At 35.8% G+C, this 22,655-nt stretch carries 20 protein-coding genes; 14 read left to right on the forward strand and 6 right to left on the reverse strand.

Features of this window, described 5'->3' with window-relative positions; genetic code table 11:
• Positions 1-80: 80 nt before the first annotated feature.
• Complete coding sequence (locus M2372_RS16425) at positions 81-653, forward strand: Crp/Fnr family transcriptional regulator (RefSeq protein ID WP_123320903.1); 573 nt, start codon at positions 81-83, stop codon at positions 651-653.
• 304 nt (positions 654-957) lie between these two features.
• Positions 958-2,226 carry an adenylosuccinate synthase gene (locus M2372_RS16430; RefSeq protein ID WP_123320901.1) on the forward strand — a complete coding sequence of 423 codons (1,269 nt, stop codon included), beginning with the start codon at positions 958-960 and terminating at the stop codon, positions 2,224-2,226.
• Positions 2,227-2,249: 23 nt separating this feature from the next.
• On the opposite strand, the gene M2372_RS16435 is transcribed toward M2372_RS16430, so the two are convergent.
• Genes M2372_RS16435 through aspS form a run of 3 tightly spaced genes read right to left on the reverse strand, consistent with a single transcriptional unit; the run spans position 2,250 to position 5,793 of the window.
• A complete protein-coding gene (locus M2372_RS16435; protein WP_123320900.1) occupies positions 2,250-2,846 on the reverse strand; it encodes a hypothetical protein in 597 nt (198 codons plus the stop codon).
• Positions 2,847-2,870: 24 nt separating this feature from the next.
• Positions 2,871-4,004: a DUF6438 domain-containing protein gene (locus M2372_RS16440; RefSeq protein ID WP_123320899.1), complete on the reverse strand. Its 1,134-nt coding sequence runs from the start codon at positions 4,002-4,004 to the stop codon at positions 2,871-2,873.
• Between the two features lie 34 nt (positions 4,005-4,038).
• Positions 4,039-5,793 carry an aspartate--tRNA ligase gene (gene aspS, locus M2372_RS16445; protein ID WP_123320898.1) on the reverse strand — a complete coding sequence of 585 codons (1,755 nt, stop codon included), beginning with the start codon at positions 5,791-5,793 and terminating at the stop codon, positions 4,039-4,041.
• A 182-nt stretch (positions 5,794-5,975) separates the two neighbouring features.
• On the opposite strand from aspS, the gene M2372_RS16450 reads away from it, so the two are divergent.
• Together M2372_RS16450 and M2372_RS16455 are read left to right on the forward strand one after the other, a co-directional pair.
• Complete coding sequence (locus tag M2372_RS16450) at positions 5,976-7,370, forward strand: MATE family efflux transporter (RefSeq protein WP_123320897.1); 1,395 nt, start codon at positions 5,976-5,978, stop codon at positions 7,368-7,370.
• 224 nt (positions 7,371-7,594) lie between these two features.
• Positions 7,595-7,714, forward strand: coding sequence for a 30S ribosomal protein THX (locus M2372_RS16455; protein ID WP_115970471.1), 120 nt, complete (start codon positions 7,595-7,597; stop codon positions 7,712-7,714).
• A gap of 59 nt (positions 7,715-7,773) precedes the next feature.
• Here the strand turns inward: M2372_RS16455 and M2372_RS16460 are convergent, their stop codons facing one another.
• The 3 genes from M2372_RS16460 to M2372_RS16470 all read right to left on the reverse strand — a co-directional run bounded on the left by M2372_RS16460 (position 7,774) and on the right by M2372_RS16470 (position 10,281).
• Positions 7,774-8,427 (reverse strand): DUF937 domain-containing protein, encoded by a 654-nt coding sequence (locus tag M2372_RS16460; RefSeq protein WP_123320896.1) that lies wholly within the window; start codon positions 8,425-8,427, stop codon positions 7,774-7,776.
• 82 nt (positions 8,428-8,509) lie between these two features.
• Entirely contained in the window at positions 8,510-9,769 is a 1,260-nt protein-coding gene (locus M2372_RS16465; RefSeq protein ID WP_123320895.1) for a protein O-mannosyl-transferase family, read from the reverse strand.
• 2 nt (positions 9,770-9,771) lie between these two features.
• Positions 9,772-10,281 carry a DUF2480 family protein gene (locus M2372_RS16470; RefSeq protein WP_115970468.1) on the reverse strand — a complete coding sequence of 170 codons (510 nt, stop codon included), beginning with the start codon at positions 10,279-10,281 and terminating at the stop codon, positions 9,772-9,774.
• 146 nt (positions 10,282-10,427) lie between these two features.
• Between M2372_RS16470 and lpxB the strand changes: the two genes are divergently transcribed.
• The 10 genes from lpxB (at position 10,428) to M2372_RS16520 (ending at position 21,998) form a co-directional block, all read left to right on the forward strand.
• Positions 10,428-11,531 (forward strand): lipid-A-disaccharide synthase, encoded by a 1,104-nt coding sequence (gene lpxB, locus M2372_RS16475; protein ID WP_123320894.1) that lies wholly within the window; start codon positions 10,428-10,430, stop codon positions 11,529-11,531.
• A gap of 218 nt (positions 11,532-11,749) precedes the next feature.
• On the forward strand, positions 11,750-11,935 hold the full coding sequence (locus M2372_RS16480) for a hypothetical protein (RefSeq protein WP_123320893.1): 186 nt from the start codon (positions 11,750-11,752) through the stop codon (positions 11,933-11,935).
• A gap of 155 nt (positions 11,936-12,090) precedes the next feature.
• Complete coding sequence (locus tag M2372_RS16485) at positions 12,091-13,863, forward strand: ComEC/Rec2 family competence protein (protein WP_123320892.1); 1,773 nt, start codon at positions 12,091-12,093, stop codon at positions 13,861-13,863.
• A 147-nt stretch (positions 13,864-14,010) separates the two neighbouring features.
• A complete protein-coding gene (locus M2372_RS16490) occupies positions 14,011-14,673 on the forward strand; it encodes a succinate dehydrogenase cytochrome b subunit (protein WP_115970464.1) in 663 nt (220 codons plus the stop codon).
• 15 nt (positions 14,674-14,688) lie between these two features.
• Complete coding sequence (locus M2372_RS16495) at positions 14,689-16,701, forward strand: fumarate reductase/succinate dehydrogenase flavoprotein subunit (RefSeq protein ID WP_123320891.1); 2,013 nt, start codon at positions 14,689-14,691, stop codon at positions 16,699-16,701.
• Between the two features lie 24 nt (positions 16,702-16,725).
• Positions 16,726-17,493, forward strand: coding sequence for a succinate dehydrogenase/fumarate reductase iron-sulfur subunit (locus M2372_RS16500; RefSeq protein WP_115970462.1), 768 nt, complete (start codon positions 16,726-16,728; stop codon positions 17,491-17,493).
• A 311-nt stretch (positions 17,494-17,804) separates the two neighbouring features.
• Positions 17,805-19,337 carry a TlpA disulfide reductase family protein gene (locus M2372_RS16505; protein ID WP_123320889.1) on the forward strand — a complete coding sequence of 511 codons (1,533 nt, stop codon included), beginning with the start codon at positions 17,805-17,807 and terminating at the stop codon, positions 19,335-19,337.
• A 108-nt stretch (positions 19,338-19,445) separates the two neighbouring features.
• The gene (gene rlmD, locus M2372_RS16510) at positions 19,446-20,858 is read left to right on the forward strand and encodes a 23S rRNA (uracil(1939)-C(5))-methyltransferase RlmD (RefSeq protein WP_123320888.1); all 1,413 of its coding nucleotides are present in this window, start codon (positions 19,446-19,448) and stop codon (positions 20,856-20,858) included.
• Positions 20,859-20,911: 53 nt separating this feature from the next.
• Positions 20,912-21,367: a DUF6452 family protein gene (locus tag M2372_RS16515; protein ID WP_228455778.1), complete on the forward strand. Its 456-nt coding sequence runs from the start codon at positions 20,912-20,914 to the stop codon at positions 21,365-21,367.
• Positions 21,333-21,998, forward strand: coding sequence for a DUF6048 family protein (locus tag M2372_RS16520; RefSeq protein WP_123320886.1), 666 nt, complete (start codon positions 21,333-21,335; stop codon positions 21,996-21,998). Before M2372_RS16515 ends, M2372_RS16520 begins: the two co-directional genes overlap by 35 nt.
• Positions 21,999-22,655: the final 657 nt, after the last annotated feature.

Consider the following 22,655-nt stretch of genomic DNA (forward strand, 5'->3'; position numbering starts at 1 on the left):
GAAGCTTTTTGTCAAATGACAATTGTTTTTATGGGTTACTTTTATACCTTTATATTTCCGCAATCTGTGGATACAATAATATGGAAGAACTTTTTAGCTACATCAAAAAATTTGGATTACTGAATGCTCAGGATGAATTTCTGATTGGAGAAGGAATTCAGGAAACTTTGGTGAAGAAAGGTGAAATTTTTGTAGAGGCTGGAAAAGTAAGCCAAAAGATTGCCTTTGTAAAGCAAGGTGTATTCCGTTCTCTCTATTACAACAAAGAAGGAGATGATTTTACCCGTTATTTTATTTATGAGGGCCGGTTTATTGGAGATTTTCAAGGATTTACCGATCAGCTTCCTGCTCATGAATATATAGAAGCCATTACAGATGCTGTTTTACTTGTTATAGATCTTAACCATTTTAAAATATTAGAGGAAAAGATTGCAATATGGCCCGTGTTATTTGCCAGAATTCATGGGTTTGTTGCAGAAAACAAACTTAAGGTTGCAAGCATTATGCTCAACCAGGATGCGAAATCCAGATATATACATTTCCTTACTCATTATCCGGGACTTGCCAACCGGGTTCCGCAATCTATGCTGGCCTCTTATCTTGGAGTGACACCTTCATCGTTGAGCAGAATTAGGAGAACTATCAATGAGTAATGAAGTCTTTTTATAGTAAAATATGAGGTAAAGATCAAAATACAATGTCTCTGATCTTCTTATTTTTTACCTAAATATACATACGGATTATAAATTCAATAGGAACGGACTTTAGCCCGTTCTCTCATTTTATAAAAATTCCATTGGCTTTCGCCAAAACCTATAACAAAAGTAAAGATGAAGTTAAATCCCGATTTCGGATTCATAAATATTTGTACCCTATATTGATAAAAACCGTTTTTGCCAAATGACAATGGTCTCTTTTTCAAACTGTCATAGCTTTGTTCCATAAAAAAATAATTATATGGACATTGTATTAGGACTTCAATGGGGAGATGAAGGAAAAGGAAAGTTTATTGACCTTATCAGTGAAAATTATGATATTGCTGCCCGTTTCAACGGCGGTTCAAATGCTGGGCACAGTATCGAAAGAAATGGAAAAAGAATTACTCTTAAAATGATTCCTTCAGGAATTTTTATGCAGGGAGTACAGAATGTTATCGGAACGGGAACTGTTCTTGATCCCGTAAGTTTTAAAAATGAAATTCTTAATTTAAAGAAATTTGACGAAACGCTTCAGCCAGAGAACAACCTGATTATTTCTAGAAAGGCTCATTTTGTATTGCCTACTTACAGGCTGATGGATGTTTTCATGGAAGAAAACCCTGCTTACACAACTATTGGAACAACAAAGAACGGAATTGCTCAGGCCTATTCAAATAAAATTTTAAGACAAAACGTGAGAATCGGGGATATGTATGCTCCGGATTTTCAGGAGAGAGTACAACATATTTTAGAGAGAGATTACAGCTTTATGGCAGGGGAGGATATGCTTCTTCCACCTTTGGAAGAGATTAGCAAAGAATTTTTCGAAGCTGTAGAGTTTTTAAAACAATTCAACTGCACAGAAACCGAACTGCTCCTGAATAAAGCCTTGATCGAAGGAAAAACAATATTGGGAGAAGGATCTCAGGCAACATTATTAGATATAGATCATGGAACTTATCCTTATGTAACCTCTTCTTCCACCATTGCATCAGGAGCTTGCAGCGGACTGGGGATTTCCCCGAAAAAGATAGGTGAGATCTATGGTATTGCCAAAGCATACTGTACAAGAGTAGGAAACGGAATATTTCCAACAGAGCTTTTTGATGAAATGGGAGAAGAAATCAGGATAAAAGGTAATGAATTTGGCTCGAATACTGGACGCCCGAGAAGAACAGGCTGGCTGGATCTTCCTGCGTTACGATATGCAGTAATGATCAATGGCATTACCCAATTGGTTCTGACTAAAGCAGATGTTTTAAGCGGATTAAAATCAGTAGCAGTCTGTATCCATTATGAACTGGAAGACGGATCTGTTGAAGCTACGGCCGGAACTCTTCCTGAAAATGCCAAGCCTATATTTAAATGGCTGGAGGGCTGGAATGCTGATTTCTCTGTGATTAAAGATCCTTCTGCACTTCCGGAGGAACTGATGAACTTCCTTTCCTTTTTGGAGCAAGAAGTGGGTGTTCCGGTAACATACCTTTCTATAGGGCCGGGAAGAGAAGAGATTTTAAAAATGAAATAAGGTTTTATAAAGATAAAGCGGGATTATTTCCCGCTTTTATTTTGTATTTCCCAGCTCTGTAAGAAGCTTAAGTCAATATAATAATCACTTGGGATGTACTTATCAAAATACACTGTAGTGGAAGGTTGTTGCTGAATAATATCCCTTAAAGTTATTGTATCAATATTGGTATAGGCTATAAGAAGTAATGGAGAATCACCATTGATATATTCAACGGTCATTTTGGTCTTTACAAATTCAATATCATTTTTATTATAAAAAATATTCACATAATCATTCTGGGTTTTTCCCACTCCAAAAATGAAGCTTTCTATTATGGCTGTACTTAAGTCTATTGTACCAGAAATATGATATCTTTTAATGTCATCAACGATAAGATTTCTGTTGAAGTTCTTTAAAGAAAAACCTTCTTCCTCTTCATCGCTGCCTTGTGTAAAAATAAAAAAATAGACAAGAGCCAGAATAGAAATTCCACCGATAAAGTATTCAACTTTAAAAGATTCTGTTCTGTTTGTTCCTTTTATTTTTCCACCGATCCCATGAATGAACATGAATAGCCCAATTAATCCGGCAATGGTAATAGGGATTTCCCAAATTTTGAGTTTTCGTTTTTCTTTCATTAATCTAAAATATATACTCTTTTTTTAGCGAGCTCTTACACTGTCGTTCTTAAATCTGATCAAATAATTTTTATCAAAGAAATTATAGCCAAAATCAACTGTTTTGAACGTTTTATCTTCTAATTGGATTTTAAATATTTTACCATCAGTATTGATGCTGCGTTCATATAAGTAGAACTTTTTATAATCTTCATTGGTAGGAACAGGAAGGAGATATTTTCCAGTAAAAGGAAGATTTCCGGAATATTGACTGATTGTTTTTGCTTTTAATAACTCACTGAATAAATAAAATGTTTCAGATTCCTGTAAATCAACAGCCTTTGTACCGGAATTGAAATCGTAAACCAATACAGGATCAGTAATAAGGGACTGTAATGGAATACGCTGATAAAGATAGCTGATGTTTCTGATCAGCCTTCTTAATTCAAAAGCGGACTGTTCTCCATAATCATGTACTGTTTTTATAATCTTTCCTTTTGATATAAAAGTAATGGTTGAAGAAGCCTGATCTGTTATATATGTTGAATACATCGGTTTTAAAGAATAGAAATCAATATATTTCATTTCATCAAAAATTTCTTTTGTAATATGGGAGGAAATTTTAGAACTGAAAAATCCATTCTTAAGATTGTATAAGTCTCCATAGAATAAAAAATTGCCTTTATTGTCTATAACCGTAGAATTGGAGGGACAGGTACCAAAACACAATGATTTTGAAACAATAATTTTATCAATTTGTGGATTCAGGTTATCGTAAGTTTTGCTTTTAAATGGAATTAAAGTTGTTAAAGTTTTTTTCTTGGTTTCTAAAACAATCTTATTCTTACTTAGTTCCACAATTTTTTGTGAATCAAACTTTTTTGTTGCAGGGTTAAAAATAAGCAACGAATCACCTTTTATCTTAAATTGAGTCTTTTCTCCATAATAGCGTATAGAATCTCGATCAAAATTGAACATTCCATTTTTGTAGATGTAAGTGCCATCATTATTAAAAACAATAATCTGTGGATCACGTTGAAAAGGTACTGGTGGCTGGTCATCTTGCTTTTTTTCTTCTTTTTCCTCAATAGTCCATTCACCTAATAAATCTTTTTTATCAAAGGAATTGCAGGAAGAAATCAGTAAGGTCAATAAAATAAATGGAATTAGTTTTTTCATAATAAAAAAGCGGGGCAAATACCCCGCTTTAAATTTATGCTTTTAAATTTAATTTTAACTCTAGCTCATCGAGCTGTGCATCAGCAATGGAAGCCGGTGCATCGATCATTACATCACGCCCGGAGTTGTTCTTAGGGAATGCAATATAATCCCTGATCACTTCATTTCCATCCAGGATTGCTACCAAACGGTCAAATCCGAATGCTAAACCACCGTGTGGCGGTGCTCCATATTTAAATGCGTTCATCAGGAATCCAAACTGAGCTTCCGCTTCTTCTTTTGAGAACCCTAGCAAGTCAAACATTTTAGACTGAAGATCTCTGTCGAAAATTCTGATAGATCCGCCTCCGATTTCATTTCCGTTAAGAACCATATCATAAGCGTTGGCTCTTGCTTTACCGGGATCTGTTTCCAATAAATGGATATCTTCTGGTTTTGGAGACGTGAAAGGGTGGTGCATTGCATGGTATCTTTCAGAGTCTTCATCCCATTCCAACAGAGGGAAGTCAACAACCCAAAGAGGAGCAAATACATTTCCTTTTCTTAATCCTAAACGGTTTCCAAGTTCCATTCTCAATGCAGAAAGCTGAGCTCTTACCTTATTTTCATTCCCGGAAAGAATCAACATTAAGTCTCCTTCTTTTGCTCCGAATTTTTCAATGATCTTCGCTAGATCTTCCTCGTTGTAGAATTTGTTTACTGATGAAGTTTTCACTCCGTCATTCTGGAATTTAGCCCAAACCATTCCTGAAGCTCCGATTTGTGGACGTTTTACCCAATCCACAAGCTCATCAATCTGCTTTCTTGTATAGTCTGCACATCCTTCCACATTGATTCCTACAACAAGTTCTGCCTCATCAAATATTTTAAAGTCTTTTCCTTTTACAAGCTCGTTAAGTTCTACGAATTCCATTCCAAAACGGATGTCCGGTTTATCATTTCCGTATTTCTGCATTGCTTCTGCGAATGTCATTCTTGGGAAATCCCCGAATTCCTGACCTGTAATATCTTTGATAAGGGTTTTAGTCATTCCTTCAAATACATTCATTACATCTTCCTGCTCTACAAAAGCCATCTCACAGTCGATCTGTGTAAATTCCGGCTGTCTGTCTGCTCTTAAATCCTCATCACGGAAACATTTTACGATCTGGAAATATTTATCCATTCCACCTACCATCAAAAGCTGTTTGAAGGTCTGTGGAGACTGTGGTAATGCATAAAACTGCCCTGGGTTCATTCTGCTTGGCACAACGAAGTCTCTTGCTCCTTCTGGAGTAGATTTAATTAAAACAGGAGTTTCTACTTCGATGAAACCTTCATCAGATAAGTAATTTCTTACCTTCTGAGCCATTTTATGACGGAAGATCAATTTATCTTTTACCGGATTTCTTCTGATATCCAGGTAACGGTATTTCATTCTTAATTCCTCTCCACCATCTGTTTCATCTTCGATAGTGAAAGGTGGAAGTTGAGAATCATTCAGTATCGTTAGTTTTTCAACTAAGATTTCAATTTCTCCTGTAGGAATATTAGGATTTTTACTTACTCTCTCAATAACTTTTCCGGTTGCCTGAATTACGAATTCACGGCCTAATTTTTTAGCCTCTTCCATCAGTTGTGTAGAAGAACGCTCCTGGTCAAGTACCAGCTGGGTAATTCCGTAACGATCTCGAAGATCTACCCAAATCATAAATCCTTTATCACGGATAGTCTGTACCCATCCGGATAGTGTAACTTCTTCATTCAGATTTTTCAGAGATAGCTCCCCGTTGGTGTGTGATCGAAACATAATTATTTGTTTAAAGTTCAATGTTTAAGGTTTAGCTTAGAACCTTTTTTTACGTTTGCAAAGATAAGATTTTTGCAGGTTTTATAGATAAAAAAACTTCTGATTAATTTTATTGTCAATTGCTAAGACTTACTACGAACTAGATTTGTATTTTTGAGGATATATAAATTATAACCGGAGAAATGACGAAATATATTGACTTTATTAAAAAAGCCTTTAGCGGAGAAGAAACCGATTTTACGAAGGTAAATATCAGAAGCGCGGTTCTGCTTCTGGCTATACCTATGATGCTGGAAATGGCGATGGAGTCAGTATTTGCATTGGTTGACCTTTATTTTGTGGGGCATCTGAAAGAAAGTGGGTTTGCTATTCAGACAGTTGGTCTTACAGAATCTGTACTTTCTGTAATGTATTCCATTGCCATTGGAATGAGTATGGCGGCAACTGCTATGGTAGCAAGAAGAATTGGGGAGAAAAATCCTGAACAGGCTTCCAGAAGTGCAGCACAGGTATTACTGGTTTCATTTGTGATAACACTTGTTTTAAGTGTATTCGGGGTCATTTATGCTGAAGAAATTCTGATATTGATGGGCTCAAGACCGGAAGCTGCAGCTTATGGAAAAGACTTTACGAGAATTATGATGGGAAGCAGTACCATCATTATGCTTCTGTTTCTGATCAATGGAATCTTTAGAGGAGCGGGAAATGCGATGATTGCTATGAAAAGTTTATGGATTGCGAATATTGCCAACATTATTCTTTGTCCGGTCCTAATTAAAGGGTTTGGGCCTATTCCGGCAATGGGCCTTACCGGAGCAGCATTAGCGACTACCATTGGAAGAACTATTGGGGTAGTTTATCAGCTGTATCATCTTTTGGTGGCAGATACCCAAATTCGTATTAAGCTTTCTTACTTTAAACCGCATTATGATCTAATTAAATCCATTATAAAAATTGCTACTCCCGGAATTTTCCAGTTTGTGATTGCATCGTGCAGCTGGATCTTTTTGGCAGAACTGGTAGCGACTACAGGAGGTGAAAATGCCTCAGCCGGTTATCAGACAGCCTTAAGATTAATGATGTTCTTTATGCTTCCGGCCTGGGGCCTGAGTAATGCAGCATCCACATTGGTAGGACAGAATATGGGGGCAAATGAAATGTTGCGAGCAGAGCAGTCTGTGATGAAAACAGTGAAATATAATGTCATCTTTATGGTGATTGTTAGCTTAATATTTGTTTTGTTCGGGGATTTCTTAGTGAGTTTCTTTACTCAGCAGATAGAGATTAAAGATTTTGCTACAAATGCACTCCACATTATGAGTATAGGCTTTATTTTTTATGGAATCGGGATGGTGATGATCAATGCTTTTAACGGGGCAGGAGATACGTGGACTCCAACATGGGTGAATCTTTTTGGATTCTGGCTATTTCAGATTCCTTTAGCTTATTTTCTTTCCAAGCATCTGGAGATGGGTCCGAAAGGAGTATTCATTTCAATCCCTGCAGCTGAGGGATTGATTACTGTGGTTGCTTTTATTCTGTTTAAAAAAGGAAAGTGGAAGACAGTCAAGGTGTAAGAGAAAGGAAATGGGAAGATGGAAGATGGGTGTTTGTGAAGGTTAAAGCCTAGATTATCATCCTTTATTGTAGTAGCTTTATCATGGTATATCGAATTAACGGCTGGTAGAACTTCCATCTTCCAACCTCCATCTTCCTTTCTTAAAAGGCTTTAATCGCTAATATAATTGGATATTAATCAAGTATTTCCTAAATTCGTAATAACAACAAACACTTTATTACTATGGGAAAAGGAGACAATAAATCAAGAAGAGGTAAAATTCATGCCGGAAACTACGGAAAAAGAAGACCTAGAAAAGCTTCAAAATCCTTTACAGCAACCGAAGAAAAACCTAAGAAGTAACAAAAAGCAAAAAGACCGAAGATTATCTCTCCGGTCTTTTTTATGACAAATTAAATTAATTATTTTCCGAAGATATTACCAAGAATACTTCCTAATCCGCCGCCTTGTTGCTGCTGGTTTCCACCACCGCCAAGTACACTTCCTAAAATATCATTCAAAGGGTTTCCTGATGACTGAGATTGTCCGCCACCCAAAACACTTCCAAGAATATCATTTAAAGGACTTGATTGTTGAGCCTGAGCCTGATTAGAAGCATTTCCTAAGATTCCTCCCAAAAGATCTCCTAAACCTCCTGCTCCCACATTGCTTTGTTGTTTTTGCTGGCCGATATACCCCATTACAACTGGAGCTAGCATCGCAAGGATAGGTCCTATCTTGTCTATAGAGATTCCCGTATTTTGTGATAATTGATTTTCCACGGTGCTCTTTTGTCCACCGAAAATATGGTCAAGAATAGATCCGCCTTCAGCCTGTCTGGATTCTACTTGTGAAGGATCATTTAAGATACTGCCATTATGATCTTTGTCCAAAGCACTGTTTAAAGCTTCAGCTTCCTTTGCATCCTGAGATTTATTTCTAAGGTAAGAAATGATAAGAGGAGTTGCTACTGCTAGTAAAGCAATTACCTGGTTTCTATTGATTCCGAATTTGTTTTCAGCCTGTTCAGCAACCTGGTTGCTGGTGTTCCCTGTAAGTAGGTCGATTAAGCTCATTGTTTGTGTTTGTTAATGTATTAATTGACTCAAAGTTATCAAAAAATATGCCTCCCAAAATACCCCGGATTCATAATTATTGTTAAAGTTTTCGGATCTCTTCTTCAGTATATCCCTTATTTTTCAATACTTTGATATATTCCTTTGCGCTCACAGTCATCCAGTTAATAGGTTCAGGAGCTACTTTATTGTCAACAGTGAATTCCAGAATCCCTACATTATCATTCATCCAGGGAAGCAGATAATAATTCATTCCGCCTTTATATTTTTTGAAAGCATCAGCTTCTCTACCTTTTTCTGTAAGTAAGACCACATTATAAGCAGAAATATAACCTAAAGGAATCAGCAGGCAAACCCACGAAAACTTTTTAAATGAAACATATTTAACAGAAGATAGTCCGTATCCGATAGACAGCGCAAAAATGATATTGAACGGAAGAAAAAATACATAATTATCAGAAACAAGATAGAAAGTGGCAAACCCGTAAACCAATAATGCTGCTACAAAGAAAACAGTAAACATCTGTCGGTTGGCTTTATACAAAAGTCCCATTCCTGCTATTCCGAAAAATATAAAAATATTGAAATTATAGATGAGGTATATAAATGACTGGAAAAAATCTTTTACCAGCTGCACCGGAGTCTGTTTCAGAGAATCCTCCACCCATGTTCCCTGATCGGAAGAGTAGAAGGCCTTAAATGGCAGTCCCTGCGACATATTAAGAATAAACAGGGATGAAAACAATAAAGCAAAAAGTATAACCGAAAAGCTGGAATACCTCTTTTCCTGTCTGAAGTAAAATAAGAAAAGTAAGAGAGCCGGAATCAGTAAAATATTCTGAATATGCACCCAGAGAGCAATTCCCAGGAATAGGCTACTCAGTATAATGTGAACATTTTTCTTTTCAATAAAGACCTTTACTATAGAAAGGAAGAAAAGACTTATCCATAAAGAATTGTAGGTATATACTTCTACAATTTCAGCATTTCTCCAGAAAGAAAAACTGAATCCAAAGACAAACGCAGCTGTAATGGCTGTCCATTGTGTTTTTGTGATGGTTTTTACAATAAGATATACAATAGAAACAGTGAAAGCACCTGAAGCTACTACCAAAAGACGGCTGGCCTCAATAGGATGAAGACCTGTCAGGTTTTTAATAAAGATCGCTGTATTGGTATATAAAAAATGGGAAGTTGCAGTAGCGGCAGTTTCAAACTCACCTTTTTCTACAGACAGGACAAACCCTACACAATCAGCAAAAGGAATTTTAGTAAAACTCCCAATATAATAAATTGCTAAAAAAATAAAGAACAGGGCTGCCGCCGATAGATATTGCTTCATTCTTAGTTCTTTATAATGGGAACATTAGAGCAGGCCTCTCCAAACATCAGAGACTTTACCAGAGGTTTTAGCTGTTCCACTAGCTCTATATAAGCATTTTCAGGAATTTCTTTATCCGAACATCCTTTTACAAGAACCCTCTTTCCTCTCATATCTTCAAAATCATAGGTCTGTATAGCATTGTGCATCAGAATAACTTCCAGGTCCTCGCGGTTTCCGAATACGATCTTTTTGGCCACATCCGTAAGCTTAGCAGTGAGTACAAAGTAAGCCCAAAGCGGAATAATGGTATCTACCGAGTTGTAGATATAGATATAGGAATCTTTATATTCTTCAGTGTTGATGACCTCTACTTTTTCGCGGAAATCTTTTTCCTTCAGGATCATCTCCTGAAAAAGGAAGTCTTTAAGATCAATACCCTTTCTTTCCCCTTTTGGAAGTAAAGTGGTAAGGTCAAAATTTACAAGGCCGCTTTCGGCAACTTTATTTCTGATTTCAAATTCTTCTGACATTTTTATCATTATCTTTGAACAAATTTACAAATTAAGATCAATATACCTCTTAATTTGTTCTCTATCCTTACCATAGAAACTGCCCATGATGCAAAGTAACAGGCTGTTTTTGACGGTTATTAAAACAAATAAAGATTTCGGAGGAAATGAAATATTACATTATTGCAGGAGAAGCTTCCGGTGATCTTCATGGAAGCAATTTGATGAAATCCCTTAAACAAAAGGACTCTGGTGCAGAGTTTAGGTTTTGGGGTGGTGATCTGATGAAAGCTCAGGGCGGAACACTGGTAAAACATTACCGGGATCTGGCCTTTATGGGATTTCTGGAAGTGGTCATGAATCTCAGAACTATTTTAAATAATATTAAATTCTGCAAACAAGATATCCAGAACAATAAGCCTGATGTTTTAATTCTGGTAGATTATCCGGGATTCAATCTTAGGATTGCTAAGTTTGCCAAAGGATTGGGAATTAAGGTGATCTATTACATTTCACCACAACTATGGGCATGGAAAGAAGGTAGAGTAGAGACCATCAAAAAGTATGTGGATGAAATGATGGTTATCCTTCCGTTTGAGGAAGAATTTTACAGAAAACATGGTGTTCATTCACACTTTGTAGGGCATCCGTTGCTTGATGCTATTTCTGATTTAAAAGAAATCAATATTGATGGTTTTAAAAAAGAGAACGGGCTGAACGAAAAAGAAATTATTGCACTTTTACCGGGATCCAGAAAACAGGAAGTAGAGAAAATGCTTGAAGTCATGCTTTCCGTAAGACCTCATTTTAAAAATTATCAATTTGTGATTGCAGGAGCGCCAAGTCTTCCTAAAGAATTCTACCAGAAGTATGTGGATGACAATGTACATTTTGTTTCCAACAGAACATATGATCTGCTTAGATGTTCAAAAGCTGCTTTGGTTACTTCCGGAACAGCCACTTTAGAAACTGCTCTGCTGAATATCCCTGAAGTCGTTTGCTACCGTGGAAGCACCATTTCTTATGCGATTGCCAAAAGACTCGTAAAAAATATCAATTATATTTCGTTAGTGAATCTTATCATGGATAGGGAAGTTGTAAAAGAACTTATCCAGAATGATTTGAATACTAAGACTCTGGTAGATGAACTCAATAAAATTTTAGAAGGAGGAAAAAGAGAACAGGTCCTGAATGACTACAGCCTTTTGAGAGAAAAGCTTGGTGGTAAGGGAGCCAGTGATCATGCTGCTGAGGTGATTTTAAAGGTCTGAGACGAATCTCCGGAAATTTTAATCCGGATTTGATGGTTTTATACTTATTTTGTCAATTAAGGTTTTGTTTTTGGAAGTACAACCTCTAATTAGGGGGGATGGCTCAATATGTACAGACCATCATCTTATTTTTATCCCTTGCATTGGCTTGGGCTGATCAGACTCTGGAATGAGGCTGATTTCAAAAACCGAGATAACGGCAGATATTATATGAAAGAATGTTTGATGCAGCCACTAAATTGAATCCTGAATTGATTGGAATTACTTTGTTTAGCGAATGGTATGAGGGCACCCGGATAGAACCTGCCGTTTCTAAGAAAAACAAAAGTTTTATCTATGAAGATTATGGAAAAGATCCCTGGTTCTATATCAAAGAAACCAGCGTCTCACAGATAAGTTTTTAAATCGAAAGTAAAACTTTTTATATAAATACAATTTTATAGCAAAAAAATAAGCGCCCTGTTAATCTCTTTAAAGATTACAGGGTGTTTTATTTAGTAATTACAGTGATAATAAGCGAATCTTTAATTTCCTATATTGGTGATATAATTAACTGTCATTGAATAGAGAACCACTACTGATCCTGATACTATGTTTTATTCTTGGAATTTTTTTCCAGGATAAATTTTTATTGGGAAAAGTATGGATGTATGGGATTGCAGCTATCAATTTTGGAATTTTACTTTCCCTATTCTTCAATACCTATGTGCTGTATAAAATCAGGGTGGCTCTTCTTGGAGTACTGTTCTTTGGAATAGGCATCTTACTTCATTTCTGTACTGTTTTTTCTCAAAATGCTGATATAACTGTTAATAATAAAGAAGTCATTGTTTTTAAAATCTCCCAGAAATTAAATTCAACAGAAAAATATAAAAAATATGAAGGGATAGCCCAATCTGGGAATATGAGTTTTAATGCAGTTTTTTATATTCCGAGAGACCATGGCGAATTAGATTTTAAACATTACTACAAAGCAGAATCTTACATCACACAGCCTAAGCAGCCTCAATATAATTTTCAATTCAATTATGCGCAGTATCTGAAACGGAAAAATATTGAATATCAGGTGTATATTTCAAATACAGTTTTCTCTGCAGAACGTGATGATATAAACTTTACCGATAAGATCAGGCAGTATAGACTCAATGTTCTGAAGAAAATTGATAAAACCGGGATGTCAGGAAGCAGCAGAGAATTTTTGAAAGGAATTATTCTGGCAGACAGAACTGAAATGGATGCCGTTACTGTACAGGATTTCAATAGATCGGGGCTGGTTCATCTGTTAGCAATTTCCGGAACCCATATTGTTATTATTTTCGGACTTTTTTATTTTTTAATGGTTCGTTTCATCCCATTACAATTCAGGAAATATGCCATTATTTCAAGTTTGGTTTTTATTTGGTTGTTTGCCGGATTTATTGGATTTGGAAACTCTGTGTTGAGGTCCTGTATTATGTTGAGTGTATATTTTATTTTTGTTTTACTGCAGCGAAAACCGGATTTATTGCATTCATTGGCTTTGTCTGCATTTATTATTCTGATTCCGGATACCCAACAGCTTTTTGATGTGGGATTTCAGCTTAGTTTTGTTGCTGTATTAGGAATTTTCTGGTTGAATCAGCCTCTTTTGAAATACTTTCCCTCCGCCGATAATTATTTAAAGAAACTGATCTTTAATGCCATAACCATTTCAGTATCTGCCCAGTTGGCAACGCTTCCGTTGGTGTTATATTATTTCCATCAGTTCTCTTTTGTATCAGTCATCGCCAATTTTGCAATTGTTCCTTTTTCTGAAGTGATTATTGTGTTTTCATTTTTGATGACACTTCTTATCGCTTTTGGTATGGATTTCAGCTTTATTGATATGGTTTATGATTATATGATCCAGTTCCTTCTTAAGATTATTCACTGGTTTGCCGGGTTAGATGCAGTAATCATTAAAAACATTCCTATGAATCTGATTGAAGTATTGTCTGTATCAGTTGTAGTATATTTGTTACGGGCTGTGATTTTAAAATTAAACCTTAGAAATTCCATGAATTTGATAATCTCTGTTTTAGCATTTCTAATGATAAGGACCGGATATAATATTGTTGAAAATCAGAAGGAAGAGATGATTATTCATTCCTTTAGTAAGCGTACAGTCATCTCTATAAAGAGAGGAAATAAGGTTCGCTTTTGGATTCCGCATAAAGCAGACAGGAAAAAGATTCTACAATTTATAGTAGACCCCTATTGTTCATCCAGAAGAATACATCATTTTGAAATAAAGGCAATTCCTTTTTCAACTAAAAAAATAGTTTTTGGAGACCAGGTGTATGATATGGAATGATGATTTTTGGTTTTTTGGTTTTTTCTTTATTTATAACCTATTAAGCTCTTATTTAGAAAGATTACAAACTGACTAATTGTGAGATTTCTCACTTTTTGATATTGTTAACATTTCTTAATTTTGTGGGAAATTCAAATTTAAACTTATATGGCAGGTTTAACGAGTTCTACGATAGGTAGAAAATATGCGATGGCATTATCAGCTCTATTTTTGCTGATTTTTCTTATACTGCATTTGACGACCAATTTGTTATCAGTTCTAAACAGGGATGCATTCAATACAGCATCTGAGTTTATGGGCTATAATCCTTTTGTGCAGTTCTTAATGCAGCCTATTCTTGGTTTTGCAGTAATTTTCCATTTTGCGATGGGATTTGTGTTGGAGATCAAGAATAATAAAGCGCGTCCAGTAAAGTATGCAGCAAACAACGCATCAGTGAATTCTTCATGGATGTCCAGAAATATGATTATTTCGGGGGCTGTTATTTTAGCTTTCTTAGCGCTTCACTTATATGATTTCTGGCTACATGAAATCAACTATAAGTATGTTGAAGGAATAGCTCCTGATTCAGAACGTTTCTGGCCAGAGCTTCATGAGAAGTTCGCAGACTTATGGAGAGTTGCTTTATACGTGATCTCTTTTGTACTATTGGGCTTACACTTAGCTCATGGATTCCAGTCTTCATTCCAGTCTATCGGAGCAAGACACCCAAAATATACGCCAGTGATTAAGGCTTTCGGAACATGGTATTCTATCCTTATTCCAGCAGGATTTATCATCGTGGCGGTTTATCATTTTATAACTCAATAATATCAATATACTAGTATGAGTAAATTAGATTCAAGAATTCCAGCGGGTCCTCTTAAAGACAAGTGGAAAAATCATAAAGATCATATGAACCTTGTTGCACCAAACAACAGAGATAAGATTGATATTATTGTTGTAGGTACAGGTTTGGCAGGAGGTTCTGCTGCAGCTACTTTAGCTGAGCAGGGATATAATGTAAAAGCATTCTGCTACCAGGATTCTCCTAGAAGAGCGCACTCAATTGCAGCTCAGGGAGGGATCAACGCAGCTAAGAATTACCAGGGAGACGGTGACTCTACCTACAGATTATTCTATGATACCATTAAAGGTGGTGACTATAGAGCAAGAGAGGCTAACGTTTACAGATTAGCTGAAGTTTCTGCAAATATTATTGACCAGTGTGTTTCTCAGGGAGTTCCCTTTGGTAGAGATTACGGCGGTCAGTTAGATAACCGTTCATTTGGTGGAGTTCAGGTAAAAAGAACTTTCTACGCAAAAGGACAAACAGGGCAGCAGTTATTATTAGGTGCATATTCTTCAATGAGCCGCCAAATCGGTAAAGGAAGAATTAAAATGTACAACCGTCATGAGATGTTAGATCTTGTTATTGTTGACGGAAAAGCAAGAGGAATTATTGCAAGAAACCTTGTGACAGGTGAAATTGAAAGACATTCTGCTCACGCTGTAGTCATTGCTTCAGGAGGATACGGAAACGTATATTTCCTTTCTACAAACGCAATGGGTTCAAACGTTTCTGCAGCTTGGAAGATTCACAAGAAAGGAGCATATTTTGCAAACCCTTGTTACGTACAGATTCACCCGACTTGTATTCCTGTTCATGGAACACAGCAGTCTAAGCTTACCTTGATGTCTGAATCATTAAGAAACTCAGGAAGAATCTGGGTTCCTAAGAAAATTGAAGATTCTGTAGCCATCAGAGAAGGCAAATTAAGACCTGAAAATATTAAAGAAGAAGATAGAGATTACTATTTAGAAAGAAGATATCCTGCATTCGGTAACTTAGTTCCTCGTGACGTTGCGTCTAGAGCGGGTAAGGAAAGATGTGATGCTGGTTTCGGAATCGAAAATAATGATACTAAAGAAGGTGTTTACTTAGATTTCTCTACAGAAATTATCAAAAAAGGTAAAGAAGCTGCTATTGAAAAGCATATTCATAACCCTAGTGATCAGCAAATTTACGACCTAGGAAAAGCTTGGGTTGAAGAAAAATATGGTAACCTATTTGTAATGTACGAAAAGATTACTGCTGATGATCCTTACAAAACTCCAATGAAGATTTATCCTGCAGTTCACTACACAATGGGTGGTGTATGGGTTGATTATAACCTTCAGTCTACTATTCCGGGATGTTTCGTAATCGGTGAAGCTAACTTCTCAGATCACGGTGCCAACAGACTTGGAGCTTCTGCATTGATGCAAGGTCTTGCAGACGGATATTTCGTACTTCCTTATACGATTGCAGATTACCTTTCTGCAGATATCAGAACAGGTGCGATTCCTACCACTACACCAGCGTTTGACGAGGCTGAAAAAGGAATTAAAGAAAAAATAGATTTCTTCTTAAATAATAAAGGAACTCATTCTGTAGACCACTTCCATAAGCAATTAGGACACATTATGTGGAACAAAGTAGGAATGGGAAGAACTCCTGAAGGGTTAAGAGAAGCAATCAGAGAAATTGAAGAAGTGAAAAATGATTTCTGGAAAAACGTAAAAGTTCCGGGAGATGTTGAAGGAATGAACACTGAACTTGAAAAAGCATTCAGAGTGGCAGACTTTATTGAACTTGGACAATTAATGGCTATTGATGCATTACACAGAAATGAATCTTGTGGTGGGCATTTCAGAGAAGATCATGCTACCCCGGAAGGTGAAGCAGAAAGAGATGACGTGAACTTCAAATATGTAGGAGCTTGGGAATATCAGGGTGATGATATCAAACAAGAAGTTCTGCATAAAGAAGATCTTATCTATGACAATATCGAAGTTAAAGCGAGAAGTTACAAATAATCTCCAACCTATAAATATAACATTATGAGTGCAAAAAAAGGCCTTCATCTTACGCTGAAAATTTGGAGACAAAAAAATAGTAAAACTAAAGGTCAGTTTGAGACCTATAAAATATCAGATGTATCTACAGATTCTTCATTTTTGGAGATGCTGGATATTCTGAACGAAAATTTAATTAACGATGGTAAAGAACCTATCGCTTTCGATCACGACTGTCGTGAAGGAATCTGCGGTATGTGTTCCCTTTACATCAATGGTAGAGCTCATGGTCCTGATACAGGTATTACTACTTGTCAGCTTCACATGAGAATGTTCAAAGATGGAGAGACAATCGTTATTGAACCTTGGAGAAGTGCTGCTTTCCCTGTTATCAAAGATTTGATGGTAGACAGAAGCGCATTCGACAGAGTAATGGCAGCAGGTGGTTTCATCTCTGTAAATACTTCAGGAAATACTTTGGATGCTAACGCGATTCCGGTTCCTAAAGAAGATGCAGACAAAGCAATGGATGCTGCTGCTTGTATCGGATGTGGAGCTTGTGTAGCTACATGTAAAAACGGATCAGCAATGCTATTCGTGGGAGCTAAAGTTTCTCAGTATGCATTACTTCCTCAAGGTAGAGTAGAGGCTAAAAGAAGAGTTCTGAACATGGTGAAAGCTATGGATGAAGAAGGATTCGGAAACTGTTCAAACACTGGTGCTTGTGAAGTTGAGTGCCCTAAAGGTATTTCTCTTGAGAATATCGCAAGAATGAATAGAGAATACATGTCTGCTCTTGTAGATCAAGGATAGAATTGATTCAAAATACTTAAAAATCGCTCTCGTTTCGGAGCGATTTTTTTTATATCTCTATTTTATCTGTTAAAGTTTGTTAACTTATTGCCGGATCTTAGGTTTACTTTGTTGAATAAGTATATATTTGGAGGGCAGTTGAAGGATGTGAAAAATGCATTGTTTCAGTTGTTTTTTAACGATAAAAAACAGACAAAAAAAGTAATTGGAATGTCCCTTTTTATCGGTGTAATAAAATTTTTCAAAAAAAATTATCAGTGTGAATTAACAGGCCCTAAAAAGCTTATTTTTGTGTAATATTAAAAATTGAAATGAAAAAATATCTTTTATTGTTTATCATCGCGATTTTCGTGATGTCTTGTTCAAAAAAAGTAGAAGTAAAAGGAAAAATTACGGGAAGCTCACCATTAGAAAGAATCGAATTTGTAGAAGCTTCCGGAGTAGGAACATTGCCTTTAATTAATATAGGTCTTGATAAAGACGGGAACTTCTCAGGTAGCTTTGAAGCACCTAAAGATGGTATGTATGTTATCAATTATGCCAACAAACAAAACCTGATCTATCTTGAAGGTGGACAAAAAGTTAATATCTCAGGAAATGCAATGACATTCCCTAATGAATATGTTATCACCGGAGATGCCAAAAAGAATAATGATTTCCTTGCAGCAACGCAAAAATTTTTAGGAGAATATGGCAATAAAGTTGACTTAAGAGGATTAATGGCCGGAGATGAAAACGGATTCGTTAAAGGGATGCAAAAAGTAGAAGCAGACATCAATAAAAGTGTTGATGATCTTGCGGCTAAAAATAATCCTAGCAAAGCTCTTTTAGCTTGGAAGAAAAATGATGTTAAGGTAACAGTTCTTAACCTTCTTGCCAATTATGAAATGTCACATGGAGTAATGGCAGGAAATCCAGGATATAAACCTTCTAAAGCTTTAACGGATTATGAGGCTAAATTGGATAACGATAAGGAAGCTATGGTAAAATCTATTCCTCTTTACAGACAATATCTTCTTGTAAAAATGACTCCGGATTTCCAGAAATATGCAGAAGCGAACAGCAAAACAAAACCTGCAATTACCACTTCAGAAATGTTTGCTAAATATTTGAATACTAAAAAAGATCTTTCTCAAACTGCAAAAGACTATCTTTTAGCATTTGTGATGGCTCAGACAGATATTCATCCAACATCCACTACTGCAAATCTTGATAAGATCAAAAAGCTTATTGATACAGATATTAAAGATGCAACGATCAAAAGCGACCTTCTAAAAATGCAGATGGCAATTACAGGTCTTAAAATTGGAGAAGTGGCTCCTGAAGCTGCTTTAGTAAAACAGGATGGAAAAGCATACAAACTTTCTGAAAACAAAGGGAAACCTTATATGTTGTTCTTCTATGCTTCATGGAATCCTTATATAGGAGAAGCTACGGTACCAGTTTTAAAAGAAGTTGTAAATTTCTACAAATCTAAAATGAACTTTGTTTTTGTAAACGTAGACGATACAAAAGATCAGTTTATTAAAACAAGCAATTCATTATTAAAAGGTATTCAGGGAGTGAATGTATACGGAGAAAAAGGAATGGAATCTGATATTGCTAAAAAATATGGAGTATACGGATTCAAATTACCTTGCTTTGTAATCATTGACAAAGATGGAAAAATAGCCAGCAGATCTTTTGTAAATCTTGGAGAACAAGAATTGGTAACTATTCTGGATAAACTTACAGGACTTTCAGCTCCAAAAGTAGATCCGAATGCTCAGCAGATGCAGCCACAATTACAGATTGATCCTACTGCACCACAGCCTGCAAATCCGCAGCCTGCTCCTACAAAATAATAAACTTTAATATAGATCAGAACCTTATCCTCGGATAAGGTTTTTTTTATTGTATTTTTGCAAAGTGAAACTTTTAAAGTTTCGATTAGGAAAATAGAAAATTTTAGAATGAGCAGAAAGAATAAGAAAAATTTAGTTCTTGAAAATATAAAGCTGTTAAATGCCGGTGCAAAAGGTGTTGCTATTGGGAAAACGGAAGACGGTAAAACAGTATTGGTTTCGGGGGCAATTCCGGGAGACGTTGTGAATGTAAGAGTGAAAAAAGCCAAATCCAAATATTATGAGGGAGAAGCTGTAGATGTTTTAGAGAGATCTCCTTTCAGAACAGAGCCGAAGTGTGTGCATTTCGGAACCTGTGGTGGATGTAAATGGCAGAATATGAGCTATGAAAAACAGCTTGATTTTAAACAGGAAGAAGTATATAACAATATTAAAAGAATTGGTGGAATTGAAGACTTTGAAACCCTGTCAATCCTTGGTTCGAAAGAACAGTATTTTTATAGAAATAAAATGGAATTTTCTTTCTCCAATGCGAGATGGCTTACTCAGTATGAAATAAGCTCTGAAGAAAACTTTGGAAGCAAAGATGCTCTAGGATTCCATATTCCGGGAATGTGGAGTAAGATCTTAGACCTTAAAGAATGTTTTCTACAGGAAGATCCATCTAATGCAATCCGATTAGCGGTGAAGAAATACGCTGTAGAGAACGGATTAGATTTCTTTGATGTGAGAAACCATGAAGGATTCCTGAGAACTCTGATGATGAGACAGAACTCTAAAGGAGAATGGATGGTGTTATTCCAGCTTTTCAGAGAAGAAAAAGAAAACAGAGAAAAACTTTTTGCATATATTCTGGAGAAGTTTCCGCAGATCAAAACGTTGGTATATGCGATCAATCCAAAAGCCAATGACTCTATTTATGATCTGAATATTAATGTATATTTTGGTGAAGGATATTTGATGGAAGAAATGGACGGATTGAAGTTTAAAATCGGACCGAAATCATTCTTCCAGACCAACTATAAGCAGGCATTGGAACTGTATAGAAAAACACTTGAATTTGCAGACCTTAAAGGAGATGAAGTAGTATATGATCTATATACCGGAACAGGAACAATTGCCCAGTATGTAGCAAGAAATGCAAAACAGGTAATCGGTATAGAATCTGTACAGGAAGCTATTGATGCAGCCATAGAACATGCTGAATTAAATGGTCTTACCAATACTACTTTCTATTGTGGAGATATGAAAAATGTCTTTAACGATGAATTTATGGAAAATCATCCTAAAGCAGATGTCCTGATTACAGATCCGCCAAGAGATGGAATGCATCAGAAAGTAGTGGAACAAATATTGAAATTAGCTCCGGAGAAAGTAGTCTATGTAAGTTGTAACTCAGCAACACAGGCTAGAGATCTGGCGCTGATGAAAGAACATTATAATGTAGTGAAAATATTACCGGTAGATATGTTCCCACAAACGCATCACGTAGAAAATATAGCATTGCTGATTAAAAAATAATTTAATTAAATTTGAGCTCAAATCTTAATATGAAGTATTTTAAATTTCTCATAATGCTCTGCTTCGTTGGAATGTTTTATTCATGTGGCAGTGATGATGATATCTGCGAAAGCGGAGAGGGAACTCCAAGAATGAAGGTTGCCTTTAAGACTACAGCATCAGATGGTAAGGAAACAACACTTGATTCATTGTCTGTAGCAGTAGATTATGGTTCAGGAAAAGTGGATTTGGGATGGCAGAAAAAAATAGATTCAAGGCTTATTCCTTTAAGGGTAGATGATTCACCTTATACCGATATTTATTTTAAAACATCTACTAAAGGTAAAGAATCTAAAGTAAGAATTAAATATACAACACAGGCAATATATGTATCTCCCGGATGTGGAGCCAAAAAAACATATGACAATTTAAGTTCAGAATTAATAACTCCTGACCCTGTTCAAAGCCTGGAAAATGGACAAAATCAAATATTGAATGAAGACAAGACTAATCTTTACCTTATTTTTTAGCCTGTTCGGGATTCTAGCCTCAGCACAGGAAGAAAAGAAAGAAGAAGTAAAAAAAGCACATTGGAAATATGAGCCAAATTTTATGGTTGGGCTTGATGTCTTGAATACAGGATTGGGATTCTTTTCAGATAGAAAGTTATATCAGGGATTTATTTCCTCAAAGATTAATGGGAACGTTCATGCTATTGCAGAAGCTGGTTTTGAGAAAAATATATATCAGAAAAACAGCTATGATGCTAAAGTAAGCGGACCTTTTATTAAGCTTGGTGCATTTTATATGCTGGCTAAGGATAGAGAAAATGAATTCAATGGTTTCTATGCAGGTGGAAAAGTTGCCGGATCATTTTATAATCAGGAGTACATGGCTGTTCCTGTCCGTGGATATGGAGGAAGTAATTCTTCAGTGTCTTTTCCTGCATCCTCACAGTCTTCTTTCTGGCTGGAAGGTACTTTGGGAGGAAGAGTGCAGTTGTTTGATTCCAATTTTTATATTGATGTGAATCTGCAGCCCCGCTATCTGGCCTATACCTCCAAGCAGGATAATATATCTCCAATGATTATTCCTGGATTTGGAAAAAGTTCCTCCAAATTTAATATGGGATTCGCATGGAATATTGCATATAAATTTTAATTAAACTCATTAATCATAACATTGAACCCGGGAAAGTTTCCCGGGTTTTTTGTTTTTACTGATCAGGGCTGCTGATTACTGTATATAGTTGTTAAAGTCCTTTGGAAGAACTTCAGTATCAAAATCTGATGAAGCATAAGAAGGTAGCACCACCAGAAAAGATATTCAGATTCTCTGTATAGTGCAACATTGTTTCCTGGAACTGTTCAGAATAGGCTATTAAAAGGTAGCAAATGCTAGATAACAATGAAGTAAATAAAAAAGACAGCAGCTTTGTAATTTCTCCAAACTCTGTAAATGATATTCTGAATACTCCCAGCGTTTCTCACGTATTAACCTTATGAATGTGCAATTTGGAAGTTAAATCGTTAAAAAAGTATTTATTGATGATAATAAAGTAAATGTGCTTTGGTTGTTGAATGTAAATTATAGTATTGCGATAAAAGATAATATTTTTCGGAAATTATTGAATGCATTAAAAAATAATAATAGGGTCAAATCCATATAAATTTACTGAATTTATATGGATTCTTTATTTTTAATCATATAGGGTATTATAGTTTAATTTTTACAAAAAAACAATTTAAAGAATGTATTATAATGAAAAAATGTTTAGATTTGTGTAAATATTAAAATATTAGTTTATGGAATAAAATT

Origin of the sequence: Chryseobacterium sp. BIGb0232 (assembly GCF_024810195.1) — a bacterium.
Classification (GTDB): domain Bacteria; phylum Bacteroidota; class Bacteroidia; order Flavobacteriales; family Weeksellaceae; genus Chryseobacterium; species Chryseobacterium pennae.